At 37.0% G+C, this 24,037-nt stretch carries 22 protein-coding genes; 20 read left to right on the top strand and 2 right to left on the bottom strand.

All coding sequences use genetic code 11. The annotated features are described in order from the left end of the window. The 3 genes from ACFTQ7_RS12285 (at position 1) to ACFTQ7_RS12275 (ending at position 2,710) form a co-directional block, all read left to right on the top strand. Positions 1–201: a DUF951 domain-containing protein gene (locus ACFTQ7_RS12285; RefSeq protein ID WP_349660169.1), complete on the top strand. Its 201-nt coding sequence runs from the start codon at positions 1–3 to the stop codon at positions 199–201. 287 nt (positions 202–488) lie between these two features. Next, entirely contained in the window at positions 489–1,589 is a 1,101-nt protein-coding gene (ychF, locus tag ACFTQ7_RS12280) for a redox-regulated ATPase YchF (RefSeq protein ID WP_386828992.1), read from the top strand. Between the two features lie 80 nt (positions 1,590–1,669). Next, positions 1,670–2,710 carry an acyl-CoA dehydrogenase family protein gene (locus ACFTQ7_RS12275; protein ID WP_386828990.1) on the top strand — a complete coding sequence of 347 codons (1,041 nt, stop codon included), beginning with the start codon at positions 1,670–1,672 and terminating at the stop codon, positions 2,708–2,710. A gap of 70 nt (positions 2,711–2,780) precedes the next feature. Here ACFTQ7_RS12275 and ACFTQ7_RS12270 read toward each other — a convergent pair whose 3' ends face one another. Beyond that, the gene (locus ACFTQ7_RS12270) at positions 2,781–3,341 is read right to left on the bottom strand and encodes a DUF3267 domain-containing protein (RefSeq protein ID WP_386828989.1); all 561 of its coding nucleotides are present in this window, start codon (positions 3,339–3,341) and stop codon (positions 2,781–2,783) included. A gap of 173 nt (positions 3,342–3,514) precedes the next feature. On the opposite strand from ACFTQ7_RS12270, the gene rpsF reads away from it, so the two are divergent. The 8 genes from rpsF to ACFTQ7_RS12230 all read left to right on the top strand — a co-directional run bounded on the left by rpsF (position 3,515) and on the right by ACFTQ7_RS12230 (position 11,798). Then, positions 3,515–3,802: a 30S ribosomal protein S6 gene (gene rpsF / locus ACFTQ7_RS12265; RefSeq protein ID WP_386828987.1), complete on the top strand. Its 288-nt coding sequence runs from the start codon at positions 3,515–3,517 to the stop codon at positions 3,800–3,802. Positions 3,803–3,842: 40 nt separating this feature from the next. After that, positions 3,843–4,415, top strand: a complete 573-nt coding sequence (ssb, locus tag ACFTQ7_RS12260) for a single-stranded DNA-binding protein (RefSeq protein ID WP_079563368.1) — start codon at positions 3,843–3,845, stop codon at positions 4,413–4,415. 38 nt (positions 4,416–4,453) lie between these two features. Next, positions 4,454–4,690: a 30S ribosomal protein S18 gene (gene rpsR / locus ACFTQ7_RS12255; protein ID WP_049662616.1), complete on the top strand. Its 237-nt coding sequence runs from the start codon at positions 4,454–4,456 to the stop codon at positions 4,688–4,690. Positions 4,691–5,382: 692 nt separating this feature from the next. Continuing rightward, entirely contained in the window at positions 5,383–6,324 is a 942-nt protein-coding gene (locus ACFTQ7_RS12250) for a YybS family protein (protein ID WP_386828986.1), read from the top strand. 12 nt (positions 6,325–6,336) lie between these two features. Next, on the top strand, positions 6,337–8,310 hold the full coding sequence (locus tag ACFTQ7_RS12245) for a DHH family phosphoesterase (RefSeq protein WP_386828985.1): 1,974 nt from the start codon (positions 6,337–6,339) through the stop codon (positions 8,308–8,310). Beyond that, complete coding sequence (rplI, locus tag ACFTQ7_RS12240) at positions 8,307–8,753, top strand: 50S ribosomal protein L9 (RefSeq protein WP_079563373.1); 447 nt, start codon at positions 8,307–8,309, stop codon at positions 8,751–8,753. The genes ACFTQ7_RS12245 and rplI overlap by 4 nt, the downstream gene beginning before the upstream one ends. 13 nt (positions 8,754–8,766) lie before the next feature. Next, positions 8,767–10,128 (top strand): replicative DNA helicase, encoded by a 1,362-nt coding sequence (gene dnaB / locus ACFTQ7_RS12235; RefSeq protein ID WP_386828984.1) that lies wholly within the window; start codon positions 8,767–8,769, stop codon positions 10,126–10,128. 377 nt (positions 10,129–10,505) lie between these two features. Continuing rightward, positions 10,506–11,798 (top strand): adenylosuccinate synthase, encoded by a 1,293-nt coding sequence (locus ACFTQ7_RS12230; RefSeq protein WP_349660176.1) that lies wholly within the window; start codon positions 10,506–10,508, stop codon positions 11,796–11,798. Between the two features lie 475 nt (positions 11,799–12,273). Here ACFTQ7_RS12230 and ACFTQ7_RS12225 read toward each other — a convergent pair whose 3' ends face one another. Further along, positions 12,274–13,086, bottom strand: coding sequence for a YitT family protein (locus tag ACFTQ7_RS12225; protein ID WP_346655559.1), 813 nt, complete (start codon positions 13,084–13,086; stop codon positions 12,274–12,276). A 519-nt stretch (positions 13,087–13,605) separates the two neighbouring features. Here ACFTQ7_RS12225 and ACFTQ7_RS12220 point away from each other — a divergent pair. The 9 genes from ACFTQ7_RS12220 to rlmH all read left to right on the top strand — a co-directional run bounded on the left by ACFTQ7_RS12220 (position 13,606) and on the right by rlmH (position 23,662). Beyond that, positions 13,606–15,048 carry a peptidoglycan DD-metalloendopeptidase family protein gene (locus ACFTQ7_RS12220; protein ID WP_386828982.1) on the top strand — a complete coding sequence of 481 codons (1,443 nt, stop codon included), beginning with the start codon at positions 13,606–13,608 and terminating at the stop codon, positions 15,046–15,048. A 551-nt stretch (positions 15,049–15,599) separates the two neighbouring features. Beyond that, positions 15,600–16,313: a response regulator YycF gene (yycF, locus tag ACFTQ7_RS12215; protein ID WP_049662630.1), complete on the top strand. Its 714-nt coding sequence runs from the start codon at positions 15,600–15,602 to the stop codon at positions 16,311–16,313. A gap of 6 nt (positions 16,314–16,319) precedes the next feature. Continuing rightward, a complete protein-coding gene (gene walK, locus ACFTQ7_RS12210) occupies positions 16,320–18,188 on the top strand; it encodes a cell wall metabolism sensor histidine kinase WalK (RefSeq protein ID WP_386828979.1) in 1,869 nt (622 codons plus the stop codon). Beyond that, positions 18,185–19,504, top strand: coding sequence for a YycH family regulatory protein (locus ACFTQ7_RS12205; RefSeq protein ID WP_386828978.1), 1,320 nt, complete (start codon positions 18,185–18,187; stop codon positions 19,502–19,504). The genes walK and ACFTQ7_RS12205 overlap by 4 nt, the downstream gene beginning before the upstream one ends. Next, a complete protein-coding gene (locus ACFTQ7_RS12200) occupies positions 19,491–20,318 on the top strand; it encodes a two-component system regulatory protein YycI (RefSeq protein ID WP_386828976.1) in 828 nt (275 codons plus the stop codon). Before ACFTQ7_RS12205 ends, ACFTQ7_RS12200 begins: the two co-directional genes overlap by 14 nt. After that, the gene (locus tag ACFTQ7_RS12195) at positions 20,318–21,106 is read left to right on the top strand and encodes an MBL fold metallo-hydrolase (RefSeq protein WP_349660280.1); all 789 of its coding nucleotides are present in this window, start codon (positions 20,318–20,320) and stop codon (positions 21,104–21,106) included. Before ACFTQ7_RS12200 ends, ACFTQ7_RS12195 begins: the two co-directional genes overlap by 1 nt. 282 nt (positions 21,107–21,388) lie before the next feature. Next, positions 21,389–22,687: a S1C family serine protease gene (locus ACFTQ7_RS12190; RefSeq protein ID WP_386828975.1), complete on the top strand. Its 1,299-nt coding sequence runs from the start codon at positions 21,389–21,391 to the stop codon at positions 22,685–22,687. Positions 22,688–22,927: 240 nt separating this feature from the next. Then, on the top strand, positions 22,928–23,092 hold the full coding sequence (locus tag ACFTQ7_RS12185; RefSeq protein WP_386828973.1) for a CxxH/CxxC protein: 165 nt from the start codon (positions 22,928–22,930) through the stop codon (positions 23,090–23,092). Positions 23,093–23,182: 90 nt separating this feature from the next. Beyond that, the gene (gene rlmH / locus ACFTQ7_RS12180) at positions 23,183–23,662 is read left to right on the top strand and encodes a 23S rRNA (pseudouridine(1915)-N(3))-methyltransferase RlmH (protein WP_386828971.1); all 480 of its coding nucleotides are present in this window, start codon (positions 23,183–23,185) and stop codon (positions 23,660–23,662) included. Positions 23,663–24,037 lie beyond the last annotated feature (375 nt).

The following is a 24,037-nucleotide window of genomic DNA, read 5'->3' as shown; positions in this document are numbered from 1 at the left end:
ATGGACGCAAAGAAATTTGGTTTAAATGATATTGTTGAAATGAAAAAGCAACATCCATGTGGCACAAATGAGTGGAAGATTATTCGGATGGGGGCAGATGTACGCATTAAATGTGAAGGCTGTCAGCATAGCGTCATGATTCCACGCCGCGAATTTGAGAAAAAAATGAAGAAGGTTTTAATTTCCGCTAGTGAAGACTAGTTTTTATCTTCAATCAGTAGGTGTTCTGATACCCACTGATTGAAGATAAAGCCTCCGGCGGATGTCACGGATTTTGAAAGGAATGAATTATGCCCGCACAATTCAAAATCCGGACGCAATTACGCCAAGGCGAAATTGATGTGTATTAGACTTTTTATGAGTGAATCAATATAATAGATAAGGTTATACAGTGATTCATCAGTGAGGACTTCTGTAACCTCACAGTATCCGTTAGTACGGGAAAAAAGAACAAATTTGAACAGATCATAGAAAGGTTGTGTCCATTCATGGCATTAACAGCTGGAATCGTTGGTTTACCTAACGTTGGAAAATCAACATTATTTAACGCAATTACAAAAGCGGGCGCATTGGCTGCAAACTATCCATTCGCAACAATCGATCCGAACGTCGGTATTGTTGAAGTACCAGATGCACGTTTAGATAAATTAACAGAATTAGTAACACCTAAAAAAACAGTACCAACAGCATTTGAGTTCACAGATATTGCTGGGATCGTAAAAGGCGCTTCAAAGGGTGAAGGGTTAGGGAACAAATTCCTTGCACATATTCGTGAAGTAGATGCAATTTGCCAAGTTGTACGTTGTTTTGTTGATGAAAATATTACGCACGTATCAGGTGGAGTAGATCCGATTGACGATATTGAGGTCATTAATTTAGAGCTTGCACTTGCTGATTTAGAATCTGTTGATAAGCGATTACAACGTGTTGGCAAAATGGCAAAGCAAAAAGACAAAGAAGCAATGATCGAAGAACCAATTCTTGTAAAAGTTAAAGAACAATTAGAAAACGGTCGTCCAGCACGCGCTGCAGAGCTTTCAGATGACGAGCTAAAGGTTATTAAAGGACTTCATCTTTTAACAATTAAACCTATGCTTTATGTGGCAAACGTTTCAGAAGATGAAGTTGCTGACGCAGATAATAACGAATATGTGCAAAAAGTACGTGAGTATGCAGCTGCTGAAGGAGCTCAAGTTATCACAATTTGTGCAAAAATCGAGGAAGAAATTTCTGAGCTTGATGATGAAGAAAAAGCAATGTTCTTAGAAGAACTAGGCATTAAAGAATCTGGTTTAGACCAATTAATCCGTACTTCATATGATTTACTAGGGCTAGCAACTTATTTCACTGCTGGAGTACAAGAGGTACGTGCATGGACGTTCCGTAAAGGTATGAAGGCACCACAATGTGCAGGAGTCATTCATACAGACTTTGAACGTGGATTTATTCGTGCAGAAACAGTTGCTTTCGATGATTTAGTAGAAGCTGGTTCTCAACCTGCTGCTAAAGAAGCTGGTAAAGTACGTCTTGAAGGTAAAGAGTATGTTGTACAAGATGGCGATATTATGTTATTCCGTTTCAATGTGTAAAAAACGAACAGAGGCAATCTTTCAATAGATTGCCTTTTTTGTATATATTTTTATCTGAATTTTCAATCTGGAGGATTAGTATGAACATATTACAAATAAAAGATCGTGGTTTAGAAATTGAGGAGCTAGGTAGATTGCCAAAAGATATAGTGGAGCTTATTTATGAGCAGCAATTGTTTAAGCTATTCACTGCAAAGGAATTAGGCGGTAAAGATTTAGAGCTACTAGAGGGCATTAAAGTATTCCAACAGATGTCTGCACTTGATGGCAACTTTGGGTGGCTTGTCACAATAGGGACAGGGGGTAACGCGTTTATTCCAACATTGAATAAAGAGATTTGTGAAAAAATATTTTCACCAAGAAATGCAGTCATAGCAGGCAGCGGCTATCCTTCGGGCATAGCGGTAAAAGTAGTTGGGGGCTATCGTGTAACAGGTCAATGGAAGTATTGTAGTGGAGCAGATTATGCTACAACTTTTACGATGAATTGCTTTGTCGAGTATGAGGGTATTAGAACTGATAAAATAATAAGTTGCTCAGTAAATTGTGATCAAGTAGAGGTTCTTAATGATTGGCGAGCGATGGGCTTAAAAGCGACAGCTAGCCATACGATTCGTATGCAAGATGTTTGGGTACCTGAAGAGGAAACATTCCAATTGGGCATAATTAAAAACAAGTATGGAAGTGCGGTACATAGTTTTCCGTTTGGTGCATTTGCAGAAGCTTCATTTGTAAGTGTTTGTCTTGGAATAACAGAAAATTTTTTAGAAGAGGCGTCTGTTTTAGTAAAGCAAAGGAAGCATGATCCAAGCCGTACCGAACGTATGGGTGCAATCCAATTTTTATTGATGCAGCAACAGAAAAACTTTAAACAGCTTGAAGAGCGATATTATTTAATGTTGAATGAATACTGGAAAAAACATAAAGAAGATCATGAGTTGACTGAAGAAGAACTACAACAATTTTCACGAATAAGTAAAGATATTGCAGCGGCTTGTGTAGATATTTCCAATAGCTTAATACGTAGACTTGGCATGGATGCAATTACGGAGACATCTTCAATTAATCGTATTTGGAGAAATTTATATACAGCTGCACAGCATAGTTTTTTAACGCCATAAATTTGTGTTAAAAAAATTGAATCTGCTTGGAGACAAGCAGATTCTATATGTAACGTGACGTTCAGTAAAGTTATTTCTTTTCCTCGGGCATATATACATAAAGCTTAGGTAGATGAGGATCATCCTGTATTAACGCGTTCTTTGGGTATTTGCGCAATTCTTTATACATGGAAAAATCACCTACTGCTCCAGCGATTAAAAAGGCTCCCACTAACACTAAAACAGTACTATTAAAATAGAAACCAGCAATTGTCGGGAGAACGCCAGTTGTCCAGAATGGGAGCAATAAAGCTTTTTTCATTGCATGATTCGGTAACGGTTGTTCAGTTGTTGCGTACGCTATGCCAAGCTCTAAATTCAGGCCATATTTTAACGATTTAAAGGGTACGCCTCCAAAGAGCATAAAGCCAATTAAATGAAAGGCTTCATGTAAGACAATGAAAATAATATATAGAATAACAAAAAGGATAGATCCAAGTATTATATTCCAAAATGAAAAATCAAAATTTTTAAAGCAAATATATTGAATAGCTACAAATAATATGACAAGGCCACTTGTGACAACTATATTGTCCATCATTAGTTTTTTTATATCCAACTCTATTACGATTGGTTCTTTATCTGGTAGCATGAAGATCCTCCGTTCATTCATGAATTAAGTTCATTATATAGAAAGAATTGTTTAGTTGCGACTTGAAAGGCATGTATCTATATGTTACAATTCATTGATGTGAGTAATAATTATTACTTGCTCCTTGCTCCCTGTATACAGGAGAGCCTAAGTCCATAAGGAGGTGTAAACAGATGAGAAAATACGAATTAATGTACATCGTACGTCCGAACATTGAAGACGAAGCGAAGAAAGCTTTAGTTGAACGTTTCAACGAAGTCTTAACTTCTAACGGTGCAGAAGTCATCGAATCAAAAGAGTGGGGCAAACGCCGCTTAGCTTATGAAATTCAAGACTTCCGCGAAGGTTTCTACCAAATCGTTAAAGTAAACGCTACTTCAGATGCAATTAACGAATACACACGTCTTGCTAACATTAGCGAAGATATCATTCGTCACATTGCGGTTCGCCAAGAAGCATAATCATTTAACAAAATGCTGAAAAAAGGAGGTTGCATTTCTGATGATAAACCGTGTCGTATTAGTTGGAAGACTAACAAAAGATCCTGAGCTACGCTATACGCCTAATGGTGTTGCGTCTACAAGATTTACAGTTGCTGTAAATCGAACATTCTCAAACCAACAAGGTGACCGCGAAGCTGATTTCATTAGCTGTGTTGCTTGGCGCAAACAGGCCGAAAACCTAGCGAACTTCATGCGAAAAGGAAGTTTAATTGGAGTTGAAGGTCGCATTCAAACAGGCAGTTATGAAGGACAAGATGGTAAGCGAGTATACACAACTGATGTAGTGGCCGATAGCGTACAGTTTTTAGAACCTCGTAATGGTGGCGGTGCTCCTGCATCTCCTCAATATGGTGGTGGACAGACTTACGGTAATAACCAACCGTCATATGGCGGTGGTCAACCACAACAACAGTTTGGTGGTGCTATGCCAGGACAGGGTTCATTTGGAGGCGATGCTTATCAGCAAAATCAACCACCTGTGAATCAGCCAAATTATACACGTGTAGATGAGGATCCATTTGCTAATAGCAAAGGACCGATAGAAGTATCTGAGGACGACTTACCGTTCTAATACTTCTAAAATAAAAAATGATAAGGAGGAGACACACTATGGCACCACGTCGCGGAGGCCGCAAACGCCGTAAAGTTTGCTACTTCACTGCTAATAACATTACGAATATCGACTATAAAGATGTGGATTTACTTAAAAAATTCATCTCTGAGCGCGGTAAAATCTTACCACGTCGCGTAACTGGCACTAGCGCTAAGTACCAACGTAAATTAACTTCAGCTATCAAAGTTTCTCGTATCATGGGATTACTTCCATTCGTAGCAGAAGACAAATAAGATATAAATAAAGGCACAACAAGGTTTAATCGCTTTGATTGTGCTTTTTTTATTTGTGAAAATGGAGTCGCTAACCTTGTAACCTCTGATATGGAAATTTTATAAGGTGTAACTTGTGAATAATCACATAGGGTAGGGCAATCGAGAATGAGTATCCCGATTTTAGTAATATTGTTTATTTTACCGAAAGATGAGGATGGTTAAAACGCATGTCATGTTGGTTGGAAATCAACTCCCATGCTATGGTAGCTTGGTTTATCTCAGTAATTGCTCTATATATTACCGTTTGCTATTATGATAAGAATTTATTACACTCTTAATAGACATGAATAAAGAAAAGATGGAACGTTAGAGATTGAGAAACAATCGACTAAGGACATTTTAAAACAAAACGGCTTATAATCACTTCGATTAAAAGCCTTTTTTCATGTATTAGTAACTGTCGTAAGTTGCTTTTTTTATTGCTAAAAAGATTTAAAAATAATATATATAGAAGAACATAACCAATAAATGAATTTGTTATGCTTTTTCGGTAAAAAATCTCCTATATAGCTATGTGTTTTATGCTTTAGTCATTGGTTCTACAAAATTAATGACAAAGCATAAGTTGTTCTTAGCGTTTTTTGTTCAATAACCTGAAAAAATGGTACAATAAAGGTCAGTAAGTTTGACTAAAAAAAGGAAGGTTTTCAATGCCGAATAATCAAACAAAGGCGCTTGTACAAGGCTCAATGACGGTCGCAATCTTTACGATTCTAATGCTTATTTCTGCATATGTACCACTCATTTTTATAGTAGGTCTACTATTTGCCCCACTACCGATTACTTGGTATAGCGCAAATTACAAGCGTTCATCATCAATACTCGTAGCAGTAGTAGGATGTATCTTAACCGCTTTAACGAGTGGCATAATTATGCTACCATTTGCCTTTATTTTGGCGTTACTTGGTATCGTTATAGGAAGTGCAATTAATCAAAAGAAGAGCAAACTTTACCTATTCATGTCGTCTGGAGTGGCTGTTCTTCTGTCAATGGCAATTGTTTATGTAGCCTATGTTCAATTTGCTAATATCAATATTATTAGCATGAGCATAGATCTTTTACGCGAAAATTATGAGCAATCAAATGAACTTGCAAAAACGGTGACAGGTCAAGTAGTGTTTCAGCAAGAACAAATTGAGGCTATGTTAAAACCAATTGAGCTGACAATACCTGCAACAGTAACAATCACTGCGTTTATGACAGCATTTATTATCATAACGTTAAATTTACCTGTATTAAAACGTCTTGGTTTAGACGTACCAAAATTTGCACCGTTCCAAAATATGCGTTTACCACGATCTATTTTATGGTATTACATGATTGTTTTATGCATTAATTTATTTGTGCGTCCGGAGTTTGGATCTACATTAGATATTATTGTGTTAAATGTTTCTTCTATCTTATGGATGTTATTAATCCTGCAGGGGATTTCCTTTATACATTACTTTATTTCTAAAAAGGAAATGCCTAATGCTGTTAAGTGGATAGCAACTTTGTTAGCTTTACCACTATCATCCATTATGATATTGCTAGGCATCGTAGATTTAGGTTTCGACTTACGTTCACTTGTGAAAGGGAAAACCAAAGAATAAGGGGCTGATGTAATGGGGACTTTTAGAAAACGACCAATCCGCTATCCGCTTTTTGTTCTTTCCATTTTTGGCATTGTGACGTTCGTGCTTCTATGTATTTGGAATATCGGGATAGGTATCGGTTATGGAGTAGGTTTTGTTCTATTAATGGCCTATACGTGGAAGGTAGAAAAGATTACCTTTGAAGAAACGGAAAAGCATATTGAATCCATCTCTTTCCGCATGAAAAAAGTTGGGGAAGAGGCATTGCTTGAAATGCCAATTGGGATATTACTTGTCAATGATCAATATGAAATAGAATGGTCGAATCCATATATGCAAAATGTTTTAAATATGGAGAATTTAGTAGGTGAAGGAATCGTTAATATATCTGACGACATTTACGTGCTAATGAAGACCGAGGAGACAAACGAAGATACGATTACGCTTCGTGATCGTAAGTACCGAGTTTATTATAAAAAAGAAGAGAATTTATTATATTTCTTTGATGTCACTGAGCAGATAGCTATTGAAAAACAATACTATGCTGATAGTACAGTTATTGCGATTTTATTTGTTGATAACTATGACGAAATTACACAAGCAATGGACGACCAACCACGTAGTTTAACGAATACGCTAGTGACATCAATTGTTAATGATTGGGCGGCTGAGCAAGGGATATTTGTGAAACGAATATCATCCGATCGTTTTTTAGCTGTATTAAACGAATCGATTTTAATGGAGCTTGAAAAGAAAAAATTTGCTATTTTAGATACAATTCGAGAAAAAACGGCGCAAAAAAATATGTCATTAACATTAAGTATTGGCGTAGGCGCGGGGTCATCTTCATTAGTAGAACTTGGTGAGCTAGCACAATCAAGTTTAGACCTTGTTTTAGGTCGTGGTGGTGATCAGGTTGCCATCAAGCAACCTACAGGAAAGCTGAAGTTCTATGGCGGGAAAACGAACCCGGTTGAGAAACGTACACGCGTTAGAGCTCGTGTTATTTCCCATGCACTACGCGATTTAATTCAGGATAGTGATCAAGTGTTTGTTATGGGGCATAAAAATCCGGATATGGACTCTATTGGCGCCTCTGTTGGTGTACGTAAAATGGCACAAATGAACGATGTGAAGGGCTACGTTATCATAAATTTTGAAGAATTAAACGGAAGTGTAACCCGTTTAATGAATGAAATTGAGAGTAAATCCGATTTCTATGAACATTTCCTAACACCAGAGGAAGCTGCGACAAAAATGACAGAAAAATCATTGCTCATTATTGTCGATACACATAAACCAAATTTAGTCATCGATTCACACCTATTGAAGTTGGCTGAAAAAGTTGTGGTCATTGATCATCATCGTCGCAGTGAGGATTTTATAGAAAATCCAACGCTTGTTTATATGGAGCCATATGCATCGTCAACAGCTGAGCTTGTGACAGAATTACTCGAGTATCAACCAAAACGTGCGAAGATTAATATGCTAGAAGCTACTGCATTGCTAGCGGGAATTATTGTCGATACGAAAAGTTTTACACTGCGTACGGGAGCCCGTACGTTTGAAGCGGCTTCTTATTTAAGGACAAATGGAGCCGATACAGTGCTAGTACAGCGATTATTAAAAGAAGATGTAGATACGTATATTGAACGTTCTAAAATAGTGCAGACTGTTAAGTTCGTGAAACCGGGTATTGCTATTGCTGTAGGTGAAGAAGCGAAAGTGTATGACTCTGTACTAATTGCGCAAACCGCAGATATATTACTAACAATGAAAGATGTCGGTGCTTCCTTTGTCATTGCGCATCGGTCAGATGGCAAAATTGGCATAAGTGCAAGATCACTTGGCGAAGTAAACGTGCAGCTTGTTATGGAGAAGCTAGGCGGCGGCGGGCATTTAACTAATGCAGCTTGCCAAGTCGAATCAAATTCCATTGCTGGAGTAAAAAAATATTTAGAAGAGGCCATAAATGAGGTACTCGAAGGGAGTTCTGAATCATGAAAGTAGTATTTTTAAAAGATGTTAAAGGAAAAGGGAAAAAAGGCGAAATAAAAAATGTAGCAGACGGCTATGCACAAAACTTCTTAATTAAAAACGGTTATGCTGCTGAAGCAAATGCACAAGCATTAAGTCAATTAGAAGGTCAAAAGAATTTGGAAGCTAAAAATGCTGCTGCCGAATTAGCTGAAGCAAAAGCATTAAAAGAAAAATTAGAAGCTTTAACGGTAGAACTAAAAGCAAAATCAGGTGAAGGTGGTCGCCTATTTGGTTCAGTATCTTCAAAGCAAGTTGCCGATGCACTTCAAAAAAAGCATGGCATAAAAATTGATAAACGTAAAATGACTTTAAGTGATGGAATTCGTGCGCTAGGCTTTACAAATGTACCTGTAAAACTACACCATGAAGTATCTGCTACTTTAAAAGTTCATGTAACGGAAGAATAAGGGGCGACAATCCATGAACGAACCGATGATGGATCGCGTTCCACCGCATAACCGGGAAGCGGAGCAATCGGTTATCGGTGCGATTTTCCTCGATCCTCAATCGTTAATCACTGCATCTGAAATTTTACTAGCAGATGATTTTTATCATAATGCACATAAGCAAATTTTCGAGACGATGCTACGGTTAAGTGATCTGGGAAAAGCGATAGATGTTGTCACAGTTACTGAAGAATTATCAGCTAAAAAAGAAATTGAGGATGTTGGCGGGCTATCATATTTACTAGAGCTCGCCAATGCTGTCCCTACAGCTGCTAACGTCGCACACTATGCGAAAATTGTCGAAGAAAAGTCTCTATTACGTCGTTTAATTCGTGTAGCTACTAAAATAGTAGAAGATGGCTATACTCGTGAAGATGAGGTAGAGGCATTACTTGGTGAAGCAGAGAAGAAAATGATGGAGGTAGCCAATCGTAAAAATGCGGGTGACTTTAAGCATGTTAAAGATGTATTGGTGGAAACCTTTGATAACATTGAGCAGCTTCAATCACAAAAAGGTGATGTTACAGGTATTCCGACAGGCTTCCGTGACTTAGACAATATAACAGCTGGCTTCCAGCGTAACGATTTGATTATTGTTGCTGCACGTCCATCTGTAGGGAAAACAGCCTTTGCATTGAATGTCGCACAAAGTGTTGCCGTTCAAGCAAGGGAAAATGTTGCGATCTTCTCCTTAGAGATGGGTGCTGAGCAGCTAGTTATGCGTATGCTTTGTGCAGAGGGAAATATAGATGCACAAGTTTTACGTACAGGTGCTTTAACAACGGAAGATTGGGGTAAACTAACTATGGCAATGGGGAGTTTATCAAATTCAGGAATTTTTATTGACGATACACCGGGTGTACGTATTAATGAAATTCGCGCAAAATGTCGACGTTTAGCACAAGAGCATGGCCTCGGTATGATTTTAATTGACTATTTACAACTTATTCAAGGTAGTGGTAAACCAGGGGAGAATCGTCAGCAAGAGGTATCTGAGATTTCACGTTCTTTAAAACATTTAGCGCGTGAATTAAAGGTTCCAGTCATTGCATTATCACAGCTATCTCGTGGCGTTGAGCAACGTCAAGATAAGCGACCAATGATGAGTGACTTACGTGAATCGGGAAGTATTGAGCAAGATGCTGATATTGTTGCCTTCTTATATCGTGATGATTATTACGATAAGGAGTCCGAGAGTAAAAATATGATTGAGATTATTATTGCTAAACAGCGTAACGGTCCGACAGGTACAGTTACACTTGCCTTTAAAAAAGAATTCAATAAATTCATTAATGTGGATTGGTCGCAAATGCCGCCACCACCTCCACGTGACTAAATATGTATTTGGCTCATCATCAGTAGTTGAAAATGAAATTTGTAAAACATATGCCATGTATATAAGTTGATCTGCGTTACGATTGGACAACTCCAGGAAAGCGCCCTGTCGGAACGGAAATCAACCATACACTATGTTGGCCAAATGCTGATTGAAAAAGAGGGACATAACGTTTGCGACTATACCAAAACGGAATTAATCTGAATGTTAGATAATATTCATACCATTCTGTTATTAAACACGAACGTTGAATCATGTTTTTTGATTTTACGTTCGTGTTTTTAAGTATTTTTGTTGACTAGGCGTTTCTATCATTGTTACAATAATTAACGGCTTAAAAATTGAGATACAAATTGTATCTAACGGAGGTGCTGACTATGACATCAGTTGTAGTTGTAGGAACACAGTGGGGAGACGAAGGAAAAGGTAAAATTACAGATTTCCTTTCACAAAAAGCCGATGCAATCGCTCGTTTTGCAGGTGGTGATAATGCAGGACATACAATTAAATTTGATGGTGAAACGTATAAGTTACACTTAATCCCATCAGGTATTTTCTATAAAGATAAAGCTTCAGTAATCGGAAATGGTTTGGTTGTAAATCCAAAGTCATTAGTGACTGAGCTTAGAGGCTTACAAGAGCGTGGCATTAATACAGATAATTTACGAATTTCTAACCGTGCGCATGTTATTTTGCCATATCATATAAAGCAAGATATCGCTGATGAGGAAAGCCGTGGCGATAATAAAATTGGTACAACTTGTAAAGGTATTGGGCCATGTTATCAGGATAAAGTAGCACGTATCGGTATCCGTATGGCTGATTTACTAGACAAGGATGTATTTGAAGAAAAACTACGTCAAAATTTAGTAATTAAGAATAAGTTGTTTGAGAAATTTTACGAAGTTGAAGGTGTAACATTCGAAGAAATTTTCGAAGAATATTACAGCTATGGACAAGAAATCGCAAAATATGTAACAGACACGTCTAAAATCTTAAATGATGTACTAGATGAAGGCGGCAAAGTGTTATTTGAAGGAGCACAAGGTATTTTACTTGATGTCGATCAAGGTACGTATCCATATGTAACATCTTCAAATCCTGTTGCCGGCGGAGTAGCGATTGGTGCTGGTGTTGGCCCATCACGAGTTACAAGTGTTATTGGTGTATCTAAAGCCTATACATCTCGTGTTGGTGATGGACCGTTCCCTACTGAATTATTTGATGAAGTAGGTCAACAAATTCGTGAAGTTGGCCGTGAATACGGTACAACAACTGGTCGTCCACGTCGTGTAGGCTGGTTTGATACAGTAGTTGTGCGCCATTCACGCCGAGTAAGTGGTATTACGCATCTTGCGCTTAATTCAATTGATGTTTTATCTGGCTTAGAAACAGTGAAAATTTGTACTGCGTATAAATATAAAGATGAAACAATTACTGAGTATCCAGCAAACCTTCATATTATTGAACAATGTGAACCAATTTATGAAGAGCTTCCAGGCTGGGCAGAAGATGTTACAGGCTGCAAAACATTAGAAGAGCTACCTGAGAATGCACGACGCTATGTAGAACGTGTAAGTGAATTAACTGGTATTGAAATCGCTACTTTCTCTGTTGGTCCTGCACGTGAACAAACGAACGTATTAGTGGACGTTTGGGAAGCAAAATAATTATAAATCAAAAAAGGACGTACCATATGCGGTACGTCCTTTTTTATACCTAATCTCTCTTTGCTGTCATTTTGAGGTGAGAGATGACGGATATATTTTATGTATTCCAAAGTGAACGTTATGGCTGCTGTAGCTAATCTTTGCAAAGACATCTGTTATTGTCGCTTCGCTTTCATACAAAAGACAACTGTTACAACTTCTATATTTTCGCATATTAGAGTGATATGCAGAAGATACACTAAGAGAAGTAGGTGATTGGAGTGGAGACTGAGCGACTCCTTGGGGATCAGCGTCACAGATGAGACCCTGGAGCGAGCAATGCGAGTGAAGCGGCTCATCGGACGCCCCCGGGAAAGCGCTCAGTCGGAACGGAAATCACCTACTCGTTTTGCCGAAGAGCCATACTTAATTTCATTGGTGTTATATTTTTTCACAACAAAAGGGACATGCCATATACGGTACGCCCCTTTTGTCATTAGTGAATATCTCTTTTCTTGAAGCGACCACCTCTAACCTCTGCAATATTACCAATTGCTAGGAATGCATGATCATCAATTTCCGCAACGATTGATTTAAGTTTCGATTCTTCTAATCGAGTAATGACGGTAAAAATAACTTTTTTATCGTTACCCGTATAAGCCCCTTCACCATGAAGGAAAGTTACACCTCGACCAAGTCGGTCCATAATGGTCTGTCCGATTTCATCAATTTCGTCACTAATGATATAAACAGATTTTGATTCCTCCATCCCTTGAATGACGATGTCAATCATTTTATAGGCAATATAGTATGCCAGGATAGAGTACATGGCTTGTTCCCATGTGAACACAAATCCTGCTACTGTAAAGATGAGTACATTGCAGAACATAATAATTTCACCAACGGAAAACGGCGTTTTACTATTAAATAAAATAGCTAAAATTTCTGTCCCATCTAACGAGCCACCATAACGAATGACGATTCCGACACCAATACCTAAAATCATGCCTCCAAAAACTGTGGCCAATAGTGTGTCTTGAGTAAATGGTTTTATATTATGTAAGAAAAGTGTTGCTAATGAGAGTACTGTAATTCCGAGTCCTGATGAAAGTGCAAAAGTTTTACCAATCTGTTTATAGCCTAAAAAGATAAAAGGTAAGTTTAAAATGAAGATAAAAATCCCAAGAGGTAAATTTAATAAATGCGAAGTGATAATGGATACGCCTACGATTCCACCATCCATAATGTTGTTTGGTACTAAAAATAGCTCCAGCCCTAGTGCCATAATGACTGCACCTAATGACACCATAATGGTCCTCATTATAAGTTTACGAACAGTATTTTTGTTTTGGGGCTTTCTTACTTTAGTGGTTATTCCAGAGGTTTGTGAATCATTCAAATTAATCGCTCCAATCAACTAGTATATCTCTTTTCTATTTTATAGGAATATTAATAAACTAAAAAGTGGTAAGTCTTAAATCATACTAAAAATAAATACAATACTACATTTTTCTCAAACGCTCCAAATTTACAGAAAGAATTCAGTAAATGTCTTTTGTACACCGAAAGCGAAACGTATTGAGTGAAATTTACATCAGATCTCCTTTGAAAAGACACGACTGAAGAGAATATCCGCGCTTACAATTATTTTTATTTATTGCTACAAAAATAGTAATTTTGTAACAAGTAGTAGAGAAATAATACATTTACATTACAAAAAGATGAAAACAATCTAACCGTATTTTCTTTATGGTACAGTATATTGGTGCAAAAAATCCTTGTGGGTAATTAATCCTGCTAAAGGTTAAAGTTGGAAGGAGCTTTATTGATGAGTTCGTCTTGGTCAAGAAAAGAAAAAAAATTTTCTTCAATTAAAAAGATATCCATTATTACAGTGTTAATGACAAGTTTAACGTTTGATGTAGGTTTTGCAAAAGAAAATCATAATGAAGATTTGAATAAAATTTATCACGTTTACGTGGGAAATCAATATATAGGTGCGGTCTCAAATGAGAAAGCTGTTGAAGAAATTATTGCGTCAAAGGAAAAAGGAGCAAGTCAACAATACAAAGAGGTATCGATCGATGCTAGTTCTTCTGTCAAAATAATCCCAGAGAAAGTATTTAGTAATCAAACTAAAGATGTGGAAATTTTGGAGAAATTGGAGCAATCTTTAGTAGTTCAAGCTCCATCATTTACATTATCGGTAGATGGTGAGCCTGTAGTTTCTTTAAAAGATGCAAAAGACTATGAAGATACTATTCGTATGCTTAAACTACAATATGTTTCACAGCAAGAGCTAAATAGTTTATATGTTAACCAACAATCAACGAATATTCCACCATTACAGACTGGTGAAGCGCGCCTTGTAGATGTTTCTTTTAAACAGAAAGTTTCAGGTGCAATACAAAAAGTAGCACCCAATGCTATTGTAACGCCTACGGAAGCCGTGAAATATTTAATGACAGGCTCTCTTGAACAAGAAACATATAAAGTTCAATCAGGTGATGTTTTAGGATCGGTTGCCCAAAAACATGGATTAACAACAACTGAGCTAGTAGCTTTAAATCCTGGTATCACCGTGGATACAGTTTTACAGATTGGACAAGCATTAAACGTAACAGTCGCTAAACCATTTGTAACACTTGAAGTAAAACAGGAGAAGAAAGTTACTGATACTATTCCGTTTAAGAAAATAGTTGAAGAAGATCCGACGATGTATAAAGGTGAGAAAGTGATAAAACAACAAGGTGTTAATGGAAGTAAAGAAACATCTTATTTATTAACGTCTGAAAACGGAACTCGTATATCCAAAGTTGCGTTAAAAGGAAATATTATACAACAACCAGTTGATGAAATTGAAGTAGTTGGTACGAAAGTGATTTCTTCACGTGGTACGGGTGAGTTTACATGGCCAACAGTGGGTGGTTATATTTCAAGTGGGATGGGCCAACGTTGGGGGGAGCTCCATCGTGGTATTGATATCGCTCGTCCTAATAATTATAATATTTTAGCTTCAGATAATGGTGTTGTTGTCGCTGCTGGTGTCTCAGGCAGCTACGGTAATCGTATTGTAATTGATCATCATAATGGTTATACAACGCTTTACGGACACCTTTCTTCGATTGAAGTAAAAGTAGGGCAAGTGGTAGAAAAAGGTTCTGTTATAGGTATTATGGGCTCTACTGGAAATTCAACAGGTACACATCTACACTTTGAAGTTAAAAAAAATGGTTCGTTAGAAAATCCATTAACATATGTAGGGCGTTAATCAGTTCGAATAGAAGACAGTCCAAAATAGGGCTGTCTTTTTGTATACGTTGTATTTAAATCTATGTTATTTCCCGAGAAATATTTGTCGAAATATAGTTAAATACAATATCGTATAATGTCTTAGGATTTAGAATAATGCATAGAAGCAAAAAGCATGGTAGAGTTAAGAGTAGTTACTTTAACTTCTTTCAGTAAAATACCCCACCTTTATAGGTGGTGAGTTGAATACGGAGTGAAGTTATTTTTCAAAGGGTGTCCGCTGAAAAAGAGGAACTTAGGCTATGAACTTCACATTTTACGAAAAAGCCAAGGAGTGCTTATAGGATATTCGCCTAAAATCATCGCATCCATGTGATAACGGCTAACTGACCTGTATCGTGTCGGCCCTCATGTTGTTGCTGTCGCTTCGCTTTCGCACAGTCAAAAACATGTTGCTGTCGCTTCGCTTTCGCACAAAAGACATCTGCAGGCCTAACTACAAAGCCAAATCATTATAGATAAAATACTCATTGTTTAAGAATAGATAAAAAGCGAAAGGGAGAGAAATATATGGACAAAACCATTTTAGTTGTTGACGATGAAAAACCAATCGCAGATATTTTACAGTTTAATTTAATAAAAGAAGGGTACAAAGTTATTTGTGCTTATGATGGAGATGAAGCCCTAGAGAAGGTTGAGGAAGAGCAACCGGATTTAATGCTTTTAGATATAATGTTACCTAAGCGTGATGGAATGGAAGTTTGTAGAGAAGTACGAAAAAAATATGATTTTCCAATCATCATGCTAACGGCAAAAGGCTCTGAGATCGATAAAGTATTAGGATTAGAAATGGGCGCAGATGATTATGTGACGAAGCCATTTAGTACACGAGAGCTGATTGCGCGTGTAAAGGCAAATATGCGTCGCTTACAGGTAGTAGCCCCTACTGCTGAAGAGGTCGAGGAAGAATCCAATGAAATTGTAGTTGGCTCTCTTGTTATTCAGCCAGACGCTTACTTAGTATTGAAACGTGATGAAGCAATTGAACTAACGCATAGGGAGTTTGAGTTATTACATTACTTAGGTAAGCATATCGGTCAAGTAATGACGCGTGAACATTTACTGCAAACTGTGTGGGGTTATGACTATTTCGGCGATGTACGAACAGTTGATGTAACTATTCGTCGTTTACGAGAAAAAATAGAGGACAATCCTAGTCATCCTGCTTGGATTGTTACACGCCGTGGTGTAGGTTATTATTTACGAAATCCTGAACAGGAGTAAAAAGGAATGCAGAAAGTGAGCTTCTTTAAATCAATTCATGTCAAGCTAGTACTAATTTACATTTTACTCATCCTACTTGCATTGCAAATAATAGGAATCTATTTTGCGCAAGAATTAGAGCAAAATTTAAAAAGAAACTTTCGAGACTCCATTTTTCAACGTGTCGATTTGATGGAATATAGCATTCGTGAAGAAATGTTAAAAGAACGTGATGAAAGTAGTATGCCATCTCTTGAAGATAGCCTGAAAACGATAGTTATGGAGTTTTCAACAGGATTGAGGGAAGTTTCTAATGGCGATATTTTAGAAATCCGTGTCATTGATAATAGACAACGTATTCGCGCCACATCTGAGGTGGACAATCAAAGTTTGATTGGACAGCGTTCGAATAATGATCTCGTGCGCCGTGCTATCTCTGCAGAAACTTTATTTGAAAACATTAAACTTGATAGTAAAACAAGAAATCGAGTGTGGGTATTAGCTTCACCAATTCGAGAGGGTGCAGGTCCTGATGATGAAATCGTAGGGGTACTCTACATTGAAGCTAATATTGAATCTGTTTTTGAACAAGTGAATGACATTAACGGTATTTTCCTTGGGGGTACGGCCGTGTCCTTGGTGATCACTATCTTTTTAGGGATTTTAGTGGCACGAACAATTACACAGCCAATTTCAGATATGCGTAAGCAGGCGCAGGCTATGGCTAAGGGTAACTATTCTCGAAAAGTGCGGGTTTATGGTACAGATGAGATAGGACAGCTTGCAATCACCTTCAATCATTTAACGAATCGCTTGCAGGAGGCGCAATCTACTACAGAGGCAGAGCGGCGAAAGCTCGATTCGGTTCTTAGTAATATGACGGATGGTGTTATTGCTACAGATCGAAAAGGGCGTATCATTCTTATTAATGATCCTGCACTAGAACTGCTGCATATTTCAAGAGATATTACATTAGGTCGTCCGATTGCATCTGTTTTAGGTATTGACCAAGAGTATAGTTTTGAGGATTTAATTCATATGAATGATGCGGTGAATCTAAATTTCAGTACAGCAGACGCGCCGTATATTTTACGTGCAAATTTCTCGGTTATTCAAAAAGAAACAGGCTTTATTAATGGGCTTATTACCGTACTGCATGATATTACGGAGCAAGAAAAAATAGAGATGGATCGTAGAGAATTTGTATCGAATGTGTCACACGAATTACGGACACCATTAACGACGATGCGTAGTTATTTAGAGGCGTTAGCTGATGGTGCATGGAAAGATGAAAATATTGCTCCAACATTTTTGAATGTCACACAAACGGAGACAGAGCGTATGATCCGTTTAGTTAATGACTTATTGCAGTTATCGCGAATGGATAGTTCAGATTATGAGTTGAATAAAGACATTGTTCTATTCAATTCATTCTTTAACCGTATTATCGATCGTTTTGAAATGTCTAAGTCAGACAAAGTGAGATTTGAACGTTTATTACCAGAGGCATCTTATTATGTAGAGATTGATACAGATAAGGTGACACAAGTTATCGATAATATCATTTCCAATGCTATTAAGTATTCTCCAGATGGAGGTAATATTCGCTTTGGCTTTACAGTGCAAGGAGATATGCTGAAGGTTATGATTTCCGATGATGGTATGGGAATTCCTAAGGAAAATGTGGGACGTATTTTTGACCGTTTCTATCGAGTAGATCGAGCTCGAGCTCGTTCTATGGGAGGCACTGGTCTAGGGCTAGCTATTGCCAGAGAAATGATTGAAGCTCATGACGGTAAAATATGGGCTGAAAGTGAGGAAGGACATGGAACAACAGTGTTCTTCACATTACCACTTAATTTAGATGACTTTGACGAGGCAGGTGAGTGGGAATGAAATATATAGAACCAGTTAAATCAGTTGTATTATTTCTACTCGTTGTGCTAAGTGTAGCTTTAACTTTTATGATTTGGACATACACGCCAGATTATAAATATATTGAAAAGACCGAGGGCAAAGAAATCCTGATTGGACCACAAAAAAAAGTGGCAGATGTCATTCGTCCATATAAAGCTATTTATCGTTTTGATAAGGAATTTACCGGAACGGTTTCTAATGGCGTCATGGAAGATATTATGAAAACATTTGAAGGATGGAATGTTCTAGATTTAATGCCTGTAAACAATAATCTTACGGCCGGCTCTGTTAACGAGATGATTCGTACTAATAATTGTATGACTGTCTTTTTTACTGGTGAGATTCCTTACTCTGCCTTTAATACAATTTTTCAATTTGCTGATAAGGAGCTACCTGAAACAACCTTTAATCGTATGATTATAGATTGGAGTACTTATAGTAACAAAGAGTTACAGGTGTTTTTCATTAGTGGCAATAATGAATCATTGATGCGTTCGCATGTAAGTTTAGAAAATGCTAATCAGTTTGTACGAAATATTATTGAGCCAGCGAAAACATATGGTACTTTTACAGAGGTGGAGCGAGAGGGCTTTACCTCACTATATATTGCAAATGATAAAGTTGAATCAGCAAAGTATACGTATTTTATTGAAGAGAAACCTGAATTATTTAAAGATGTATTATTTACAAATCTAAAAAATGTCCGGCGCACTGATGAAAGTGCAACTACTGAAAGATATCAAGATGGAATGTCAAAGATGGTGCTTGATTCAAAATTGAAATCATTGACCTATGCAAATCCAGCTGCAGAAAGTAGTTTAAGAATAGAACCTTCCAAGCTCTTGAAAGATAGTTTTGAATTTATCAATGAACACGGAGGCTTTACAGATGATTATCGCTTAGTATCAACAAGTACAAGCAATAACCAATTAGATTATCAGTTATATATACATGGATTACCGATTTATAGTGAGCAGGCTATAAATCGAATTTCAACCGTTTGGGGAGATAATCGTATTTTCGTCTACAAACGTCCATACTTTTCTTTTGAGAAAGAGATTTCACCCGAAAGAGAGATGAAAGAACTCCCGTCAGGAACGGAAGTCGTTGAAAAAATTAAAAAGCTAAATAACATTGCTTTATCAGATATAGATGATATTGTTGTGGGGTTCTATTTGACTTATGATCAAAGTACTATTGTGACATTAGAGCCGTGCTGGTTTGTCATTCGTAATGGTGTATCCACGAGACTGACGCCTGAAGTAGTAGGGGGTGTCAAAAATGGATTGGAATAGAACAAAATCTATTTTTATATTCGTTTTTTTAATCTTAAATATCTTCTTATATTGGTTGTATTTAGAGCGTTATAATGAAGCGCAGAGCGTAGAAATACTAGGTGAAAAAACGATAGAAGCCCGTTTAAAAGATGATAATATTACGTATGGACCACTGCCTAATGGTAACGAGTTTGCTTCTTATCTTACAGGCGAAGTGCATGTTTTTAAAAATACTGCTCCTGATAATAATCAGAGAGTGAGTTTCATGGATGACAAACATACACAAATAAGTGCTATTTTTATCAATCCTGTGAAATTACGAAATATTAATGATGATGCAAGTTTTATCGATTTTGTCCACACAAACGTTAAAGATGGAGATTCTTATGCATTATGGGAGGTAGACCGTGAGGAACGGGTCGCAGTCTTCTTCCAGAAGAAAAATAATCGAATGTTCTATTACAATGATAGTGCCGTATTAAAAGTACACTGGAATATGGATGACGAAGTGGTAGAGTATGAGCAGACAATGATTGATAATTTCCAAGAGATGGATCAACAGGAAACTGTTATTCCACCACTTCAAATTTTCCAAACACTTTATAATAAAACGCTATTAAAGCCAGACTCAAGTATTTCGCAAGTAAAGTTAGGTTACTCGACATTTAGTAAATTAGATAAAACGCAAGTGTTGATACCAACATGGGAAGTACAAGTGAAATTATCGGACGGAGAAATAGAAGAGTACTTCGTTGATGCTATTGATGGAAAAATTATCGAAATTCAAGGAGACAAGCAACAAGGTGAAGAGGAAGACTGGGGAGTTGAATGATGCGATTTAGTGTTTTAGCAAGTGGCAGTACAGGAAATTCGATTTATGTAGAAAATGAAGATCATGCATTTATTGTCGATGCTGGTCTAAGTGGCAAAAAGATGGAGCAACTATTTACAAAAATCGACCGTAATATGAAACAGCTAAGTGGCATTTTCGTTACACATGAGCATAGTGATCATATTAAAGGAATAGGTGTATTGGCACGAAAATATAATGTACCTATTTATGCAAACAACAAAACATGGCAAGCAATGGACGGGCTAGTTGGTGATATACCTTTAGAGCAACGTTTTGAATTTGAAATGGATACTGTAAAGCATTTTGGTTCATTAGCTGTTGAATCCTTTGCTGTATCACATGATGCAGCAGATCCAATGTTCTATAGTTTTCATGAAAACGGGCGTAAGCTTGTTGTTATTACGGATACAGGTTATGTTAGCGACCGTATGAAGGGTATCATTCGAGGTGCTGATTCCTTTGTATTTGAAAGTAACCACGATGTGAATATGCTGCAAATGGGGCGCTATCCATGGTCTATCAAACGTCGTATTTTAAGTGATGTAGGGCACGTTTCAAATGAGGATGCAGCTATAGCAATGAGTGAGGTAGTATTTGAAAAACCAACAAATATTTATTTATCACATTTAAGTAAAGATAATAATATGAAAGAGCTTGCGCGCATGAGTGTCACACAAACTTTGCAATCCTGCGGCATTATTGCCGGAGAGTATTTAAATTTATTTGATACAGATGCAGAAGAGCCGACAAAATTAGTTACTGTGTAACTTTTTTCAGCAAATGTTTTATATAACGTAAGTGAAACGGCAGTTAGAAATGTTTTATATAACGTTAGCTACATTTGCTTTTGGCTTAATGTGAGTTAATCATATCGAATTATACAATATAAAAATGAAGCTTTAATGAGGCTGTTCAATCACATTTTATAGAAAATGCATTGAACAGCCATTTTTATGTCCATTTTATTTATTTTTCATCTGATTTTAATGTTTGAATCGTAATATTAAGGTAACAACTAACAAATACTAATAAGAGGAAGGACGAGGAGAATGAGCTATTTTCAAGATGATGATAAAAACAATGATTTTCTAAAAAATGATGATATACAGAAATCACCTCTTCAGGAGCGACTCGAACAAGAGGAGCGAGAAACGCAAGAGAAGCGTCATAAAAAGAAAGGCGGTGGCGGAGGTAAGGGTGGTTATTTATTTACTGGTCTTATCGGTGTCATCATAGGCGCTTTACTCGTTTGGCTCATGATGCCTGGTCTTGTCAATCAAATGCCAGGTACAACGACAAGCAGCACAGGTAAAAATGAAACAACCATTAATCAAGTTGCAACAGAAGTGACTACTGATGTTACGAAAGCAGTAGATAAGGCTTCAGATGCTGTTGTAGGAATCACAAATATTCAAGAAGTATCAAGTGGCGGATTCTGGAGTCCGCAACCTGCAATAGATCAGCCTGCAGGAAGCGGTTCAGGTGTTATTTACAAAGTTCAAGGTGATAGAGCTTTTATCGTGACAAATAACCATGTTATTGAAGGTGCAAAACAGTTAGAAGTAACAATGCCAGATGGAACGAAAGAAGAGGCACAATTAGTTGGTCACGATGTTTGGACAGACTTAGCAGTTATTTCAATCAGCTCTAAAGATGTTAAGACAGTAGCGACATTTGGTAACTCAGATGTATTAAAACAAGGTGAGACAGTAATTGCGATTGGTAACCCACTTGGCTTAGAATTCTATGGCTCTGTTACTACAGGTGTTGTTTCTGGTAAGGATCGTTCTGTACCAGTTGACATGAACAATGATGGTTCAGTAGATTGGCAGCAAGAAGTATTACAAACAGACGCAGCTATCAATCCTGGTAATAGTGGTGGTGCACTTGTTAACCTTGCTGGTGAATTAGTCGGCATTAACTCCATGAAAATTTCGGAATCCTCTGTTGAAGGTTTAGGCTTCTCCATTCCGATTAATTCAGCAATTCCAATTATCGAGGAGTTAGAGAAAAATGGTGAAATGAAACGTCCAACAATGGGTGTTTCTTTAGTAGACTTAACGGATGTTCCGTCATACATCCAACAACAAACATTAAAATTGCCAAATGATTTAACAACAGGTGTTGTAATTAGAAATGTTGTGCCGAACTCTCCAGCTTCAAAAGCAGGTGTTAAACAATACGATGTAATTGTTGAAATGGATGGCAAAAAAATTGAAACAGGAATCGATTTACGCAAACATTTATATAATGACAAAAAAATTGGTGATACATTAACGATGAAAGTATACCGCCAAGATAAATTAGTGGATCTATCATTAACATTAACTAATGGCGATTCATTGTAAATTAAAAATCAGTGGGGATTATATGATCTCCACTGATTTTTTTGTTGAATTATTAAGAATGATTTAGAAAATATTGTGGATAACTAGAAAATTGTGAATAATAACATTAACATAGCGAGTGGCGGTATGAAGCCTATTCTTCCATACTTGCCTGTCCTTTGTTACAATAGATTGTGGATAACATAGACCGAATTGTGAATAAGTTTGTGGAAATTTCGGAAAATAAGAAGAGGTGTAAAAATGGAAAAATACAGCTGTGAAAACCATATAGAACACGCTTTAGACATGTTTGTGGCAGAGCAAAAAGAGTTCCCGATTATGGATAAAATCGAAGAGGATAAAAAGTTATCCACAAAATGTAGATACTGTGAACAACCAGCAGAATATCTTGTATCAAGTAAATAACTTTACACAAGATATAGGAATGGCTTGTGGATATGTTGATAACTTTTGTGGATAATTTGTTTGTAAATGAAATGTAAAGGTGGATAACGTGTGAATATAACGATTGTATCAGTCGGAAAACTAAAAGAAAAGTACTTAAAAATGGGCATAGATGAATACGTAAAACGTCTCGGTGGCTACGCAAAAATGGATATAATCGAAGTACCAGATGAAAAAGCACCTGAACAGCTAAGCGAAGCAGAAATGGATATCGTCAAGAAAAAGGAAGGTGAACGTATTCTGTCTAAAATAGGCCCAGATACATACGTTATCGCCTTAGCCATTAACGGCAAAATGAAAACCTCAGAACAAATGGCGGCAGATCTTGAATCTCTAATGACCTACGGCAAAAGTAAAATCGCGTTCGTCATCGGTGGTTCCCTTGGATTACATGATGATGTGTTGAAACGAGCTGATGAGCAACAATCCTTCGGAAAGATGACATTACCACATCAGCTAATGAAACTTGTTTTGGTGGAGCAGGTTTATAGGAGTTTTAGAATTATGAAGGGTGAACCGTATCATAAGTAAGTGAGATTATCTACTTTACTGACGGTTAATTGTTACTAAAGTTGATATAGCTGTGAGATGACAGCCTAGCTAAGAGATTAGTTGGGCTGTTTTTATTTTCTTGTACTATGTATAATGCTATGACACATAGAGATTATGAAAATACATCCTAAATTATTATTAAATTTTATCCGACTGAAATTGTTATAGAAAACCCTGTCTCTTTCCTGACAGCGAAAATTCAAGTAAAGAAAATTTAGATTATTTTCTAATATAGCTCAATACCTTTGCTGCTAACTTTGCTGAACATACGAGGGATAAAGGGAGAACTAAAATAAACTTTGCTCCACATATTTTATAATTGTATAATTTATGTATAACTTATGTATAACTGGT

The organism is Lysinibacillus sp. NPDC056959, from assembly GCF_042674095.1.
Taxonomy (GTDB): domain Bacteria; phylum Bacillota; class Bacilli; order Bacillales_A; family Planococcaceae; genus Lysinibacillus; species Lysinibacillus zambalensis.
This window is presented reverse-complemented; position numbering and strand designations above follow the sequence as displayed.

Bases quoted from the DNA above. Each gene is read 5' to 3' on its own strand.
- walK (WP_386828979.1), top strand. From the start codon at position 16,320: ATGCAGAAAGTGAGCTTCTTTAAATCAATTCATGTCAAGCTAGTACTA.
- rpsR (WP_049662616.1), top strand. From the start codon at position 4,454: ATGGCACCACGTCGCGGAGGCCGCAAACGCCGTAAAGTTTGCTACTTC.
- ACFTQ7_RS12205 (WP_386828978.1), top strand. From the start codon at position 18,185: ATGAAATATATAGAACCAGTTAAATCAGTTGTATTATTTCTACTCGTT.
- ACFTQ7_RS12285 (WP_349660169.1), top strand. From the start codon at position 1: ATGGACGCAAAGAAATTTGGTTTAAATGATATTGTTGAAATGAAAAAG.
- ACFTQ7_RS12220 (WP_386828982.1), top strand. From the start codon at position 13,606: ATGAGTTCGTCTTGGTCAAGAAAAGAAAAAAAATTTTCTTCAATTAAA.
- rplI (WP_079563373.1), top strand. From the start codon at position 8,307: ATGAAAGTAGTATTTTTAAAAGATGTTAAAGGAAAAGGGAAAAAAGGC.
- ychF (WP_386828992.1), top strand. From the start codon at position 489: ATGGCATTAACAGCTGGAATCGTTGGTTTACCTAACGTTGGAAAATCA.
- ACFTQ7_RS12250 (WP_386828986.1), top strand. From the start codon at position 5,383: ATGCCGAATAATCAAACAAAGGCGCTTGTACAAGGCTCAATGACGGTC.
- ACFTQ7_RS12185 (WP_386828973.1), top strand. From the start codon at position 22,928: ATGGAAAAATACAGCTGTGAAAACCATATAGAACACGCTTTAGACATG.
- ACFTQ7_RS12275 (WP_386828990.1), top strand. From the start codon at position 1,670: ATGAACATATTACAAATAAAAGATCGTGGTTTAGAAATTGAGGAGCTA.
- ACFTQ7_RS12195 (WP_349660280.1), top strand. From the start codon at position 20,318: ATGCGATTTAGTGTTTTAGCAAGTGGCAGTACAGGAAATTCGATTTAT.
- ACFTQ7_RS12190 (WP_386828975.1), top strand. From the start codon at position 21,389: ATGAGCTATTTTCAAGATGATGATAAAAACAATGATTTTCTAAAAAAT.
- ACFTQ7_RS12200 (WP_386828976.1), top strand. From the start codon at position 19,491: ATGGATTGGAATAGAACAAAATCTATTTTTATATTCGTTTTTTTAATC.
- ssb (WP_079563368.1), top strand. From the start codon at position 3,843: ATGATAAACCGTGTCGTATTAGTTGGAAGACTAACAAAAGATCCTGAG.
- ACFTQ7_RS12225 (WP_346655559.1), bottom strand. From the start codon at position 13,086: ATGGTGTCATTAGGTGCAGTCATTATGGCACTAGGGCTGGAGCTATTT.
- rpsF (WP_386828987.1), top strand. From the start codon at position 3,515: ATGAGAAAATACGAATTAATGTACATCGTACGTCCGAACATTGAAGAC.
- ACFTQ7_RS12245 (WP_386828985.1), top strand. From the start codon at position 6,337: ATGGGGACTTTTAGAAAACGACCAATCCGCTATCCGCTTTTTGTTCTT.
- yycF (WP_049662630.1), top strand. From the start codon at position 15,600: ATGGACAAAACCATTTTAGTTGTTGACGATGAAAAACCAATCGCAGAT.
- dnaB (WP_386828984.1), top strand. From the start codon at position 8,767: ATGAACGAACCGATGATGGATCGCGTTCCACCGCATAACCGGGAAGCG.
- ACFTQ7_RS12230 (WP_349660176.1), top strand. From the start codon at position 10,506: ATGACATCAGTTGTAGTTGTAGGAACACAGTGGGGAGACGAAGGAAAA.
- ACFTQ7_RS12270 (WP_386828989.1), bottom strand. From the start codon at position 3,341: ATGCTACCAGATAAAGAACCAATCGTAATAGAGTTGGATATAAAAAAA.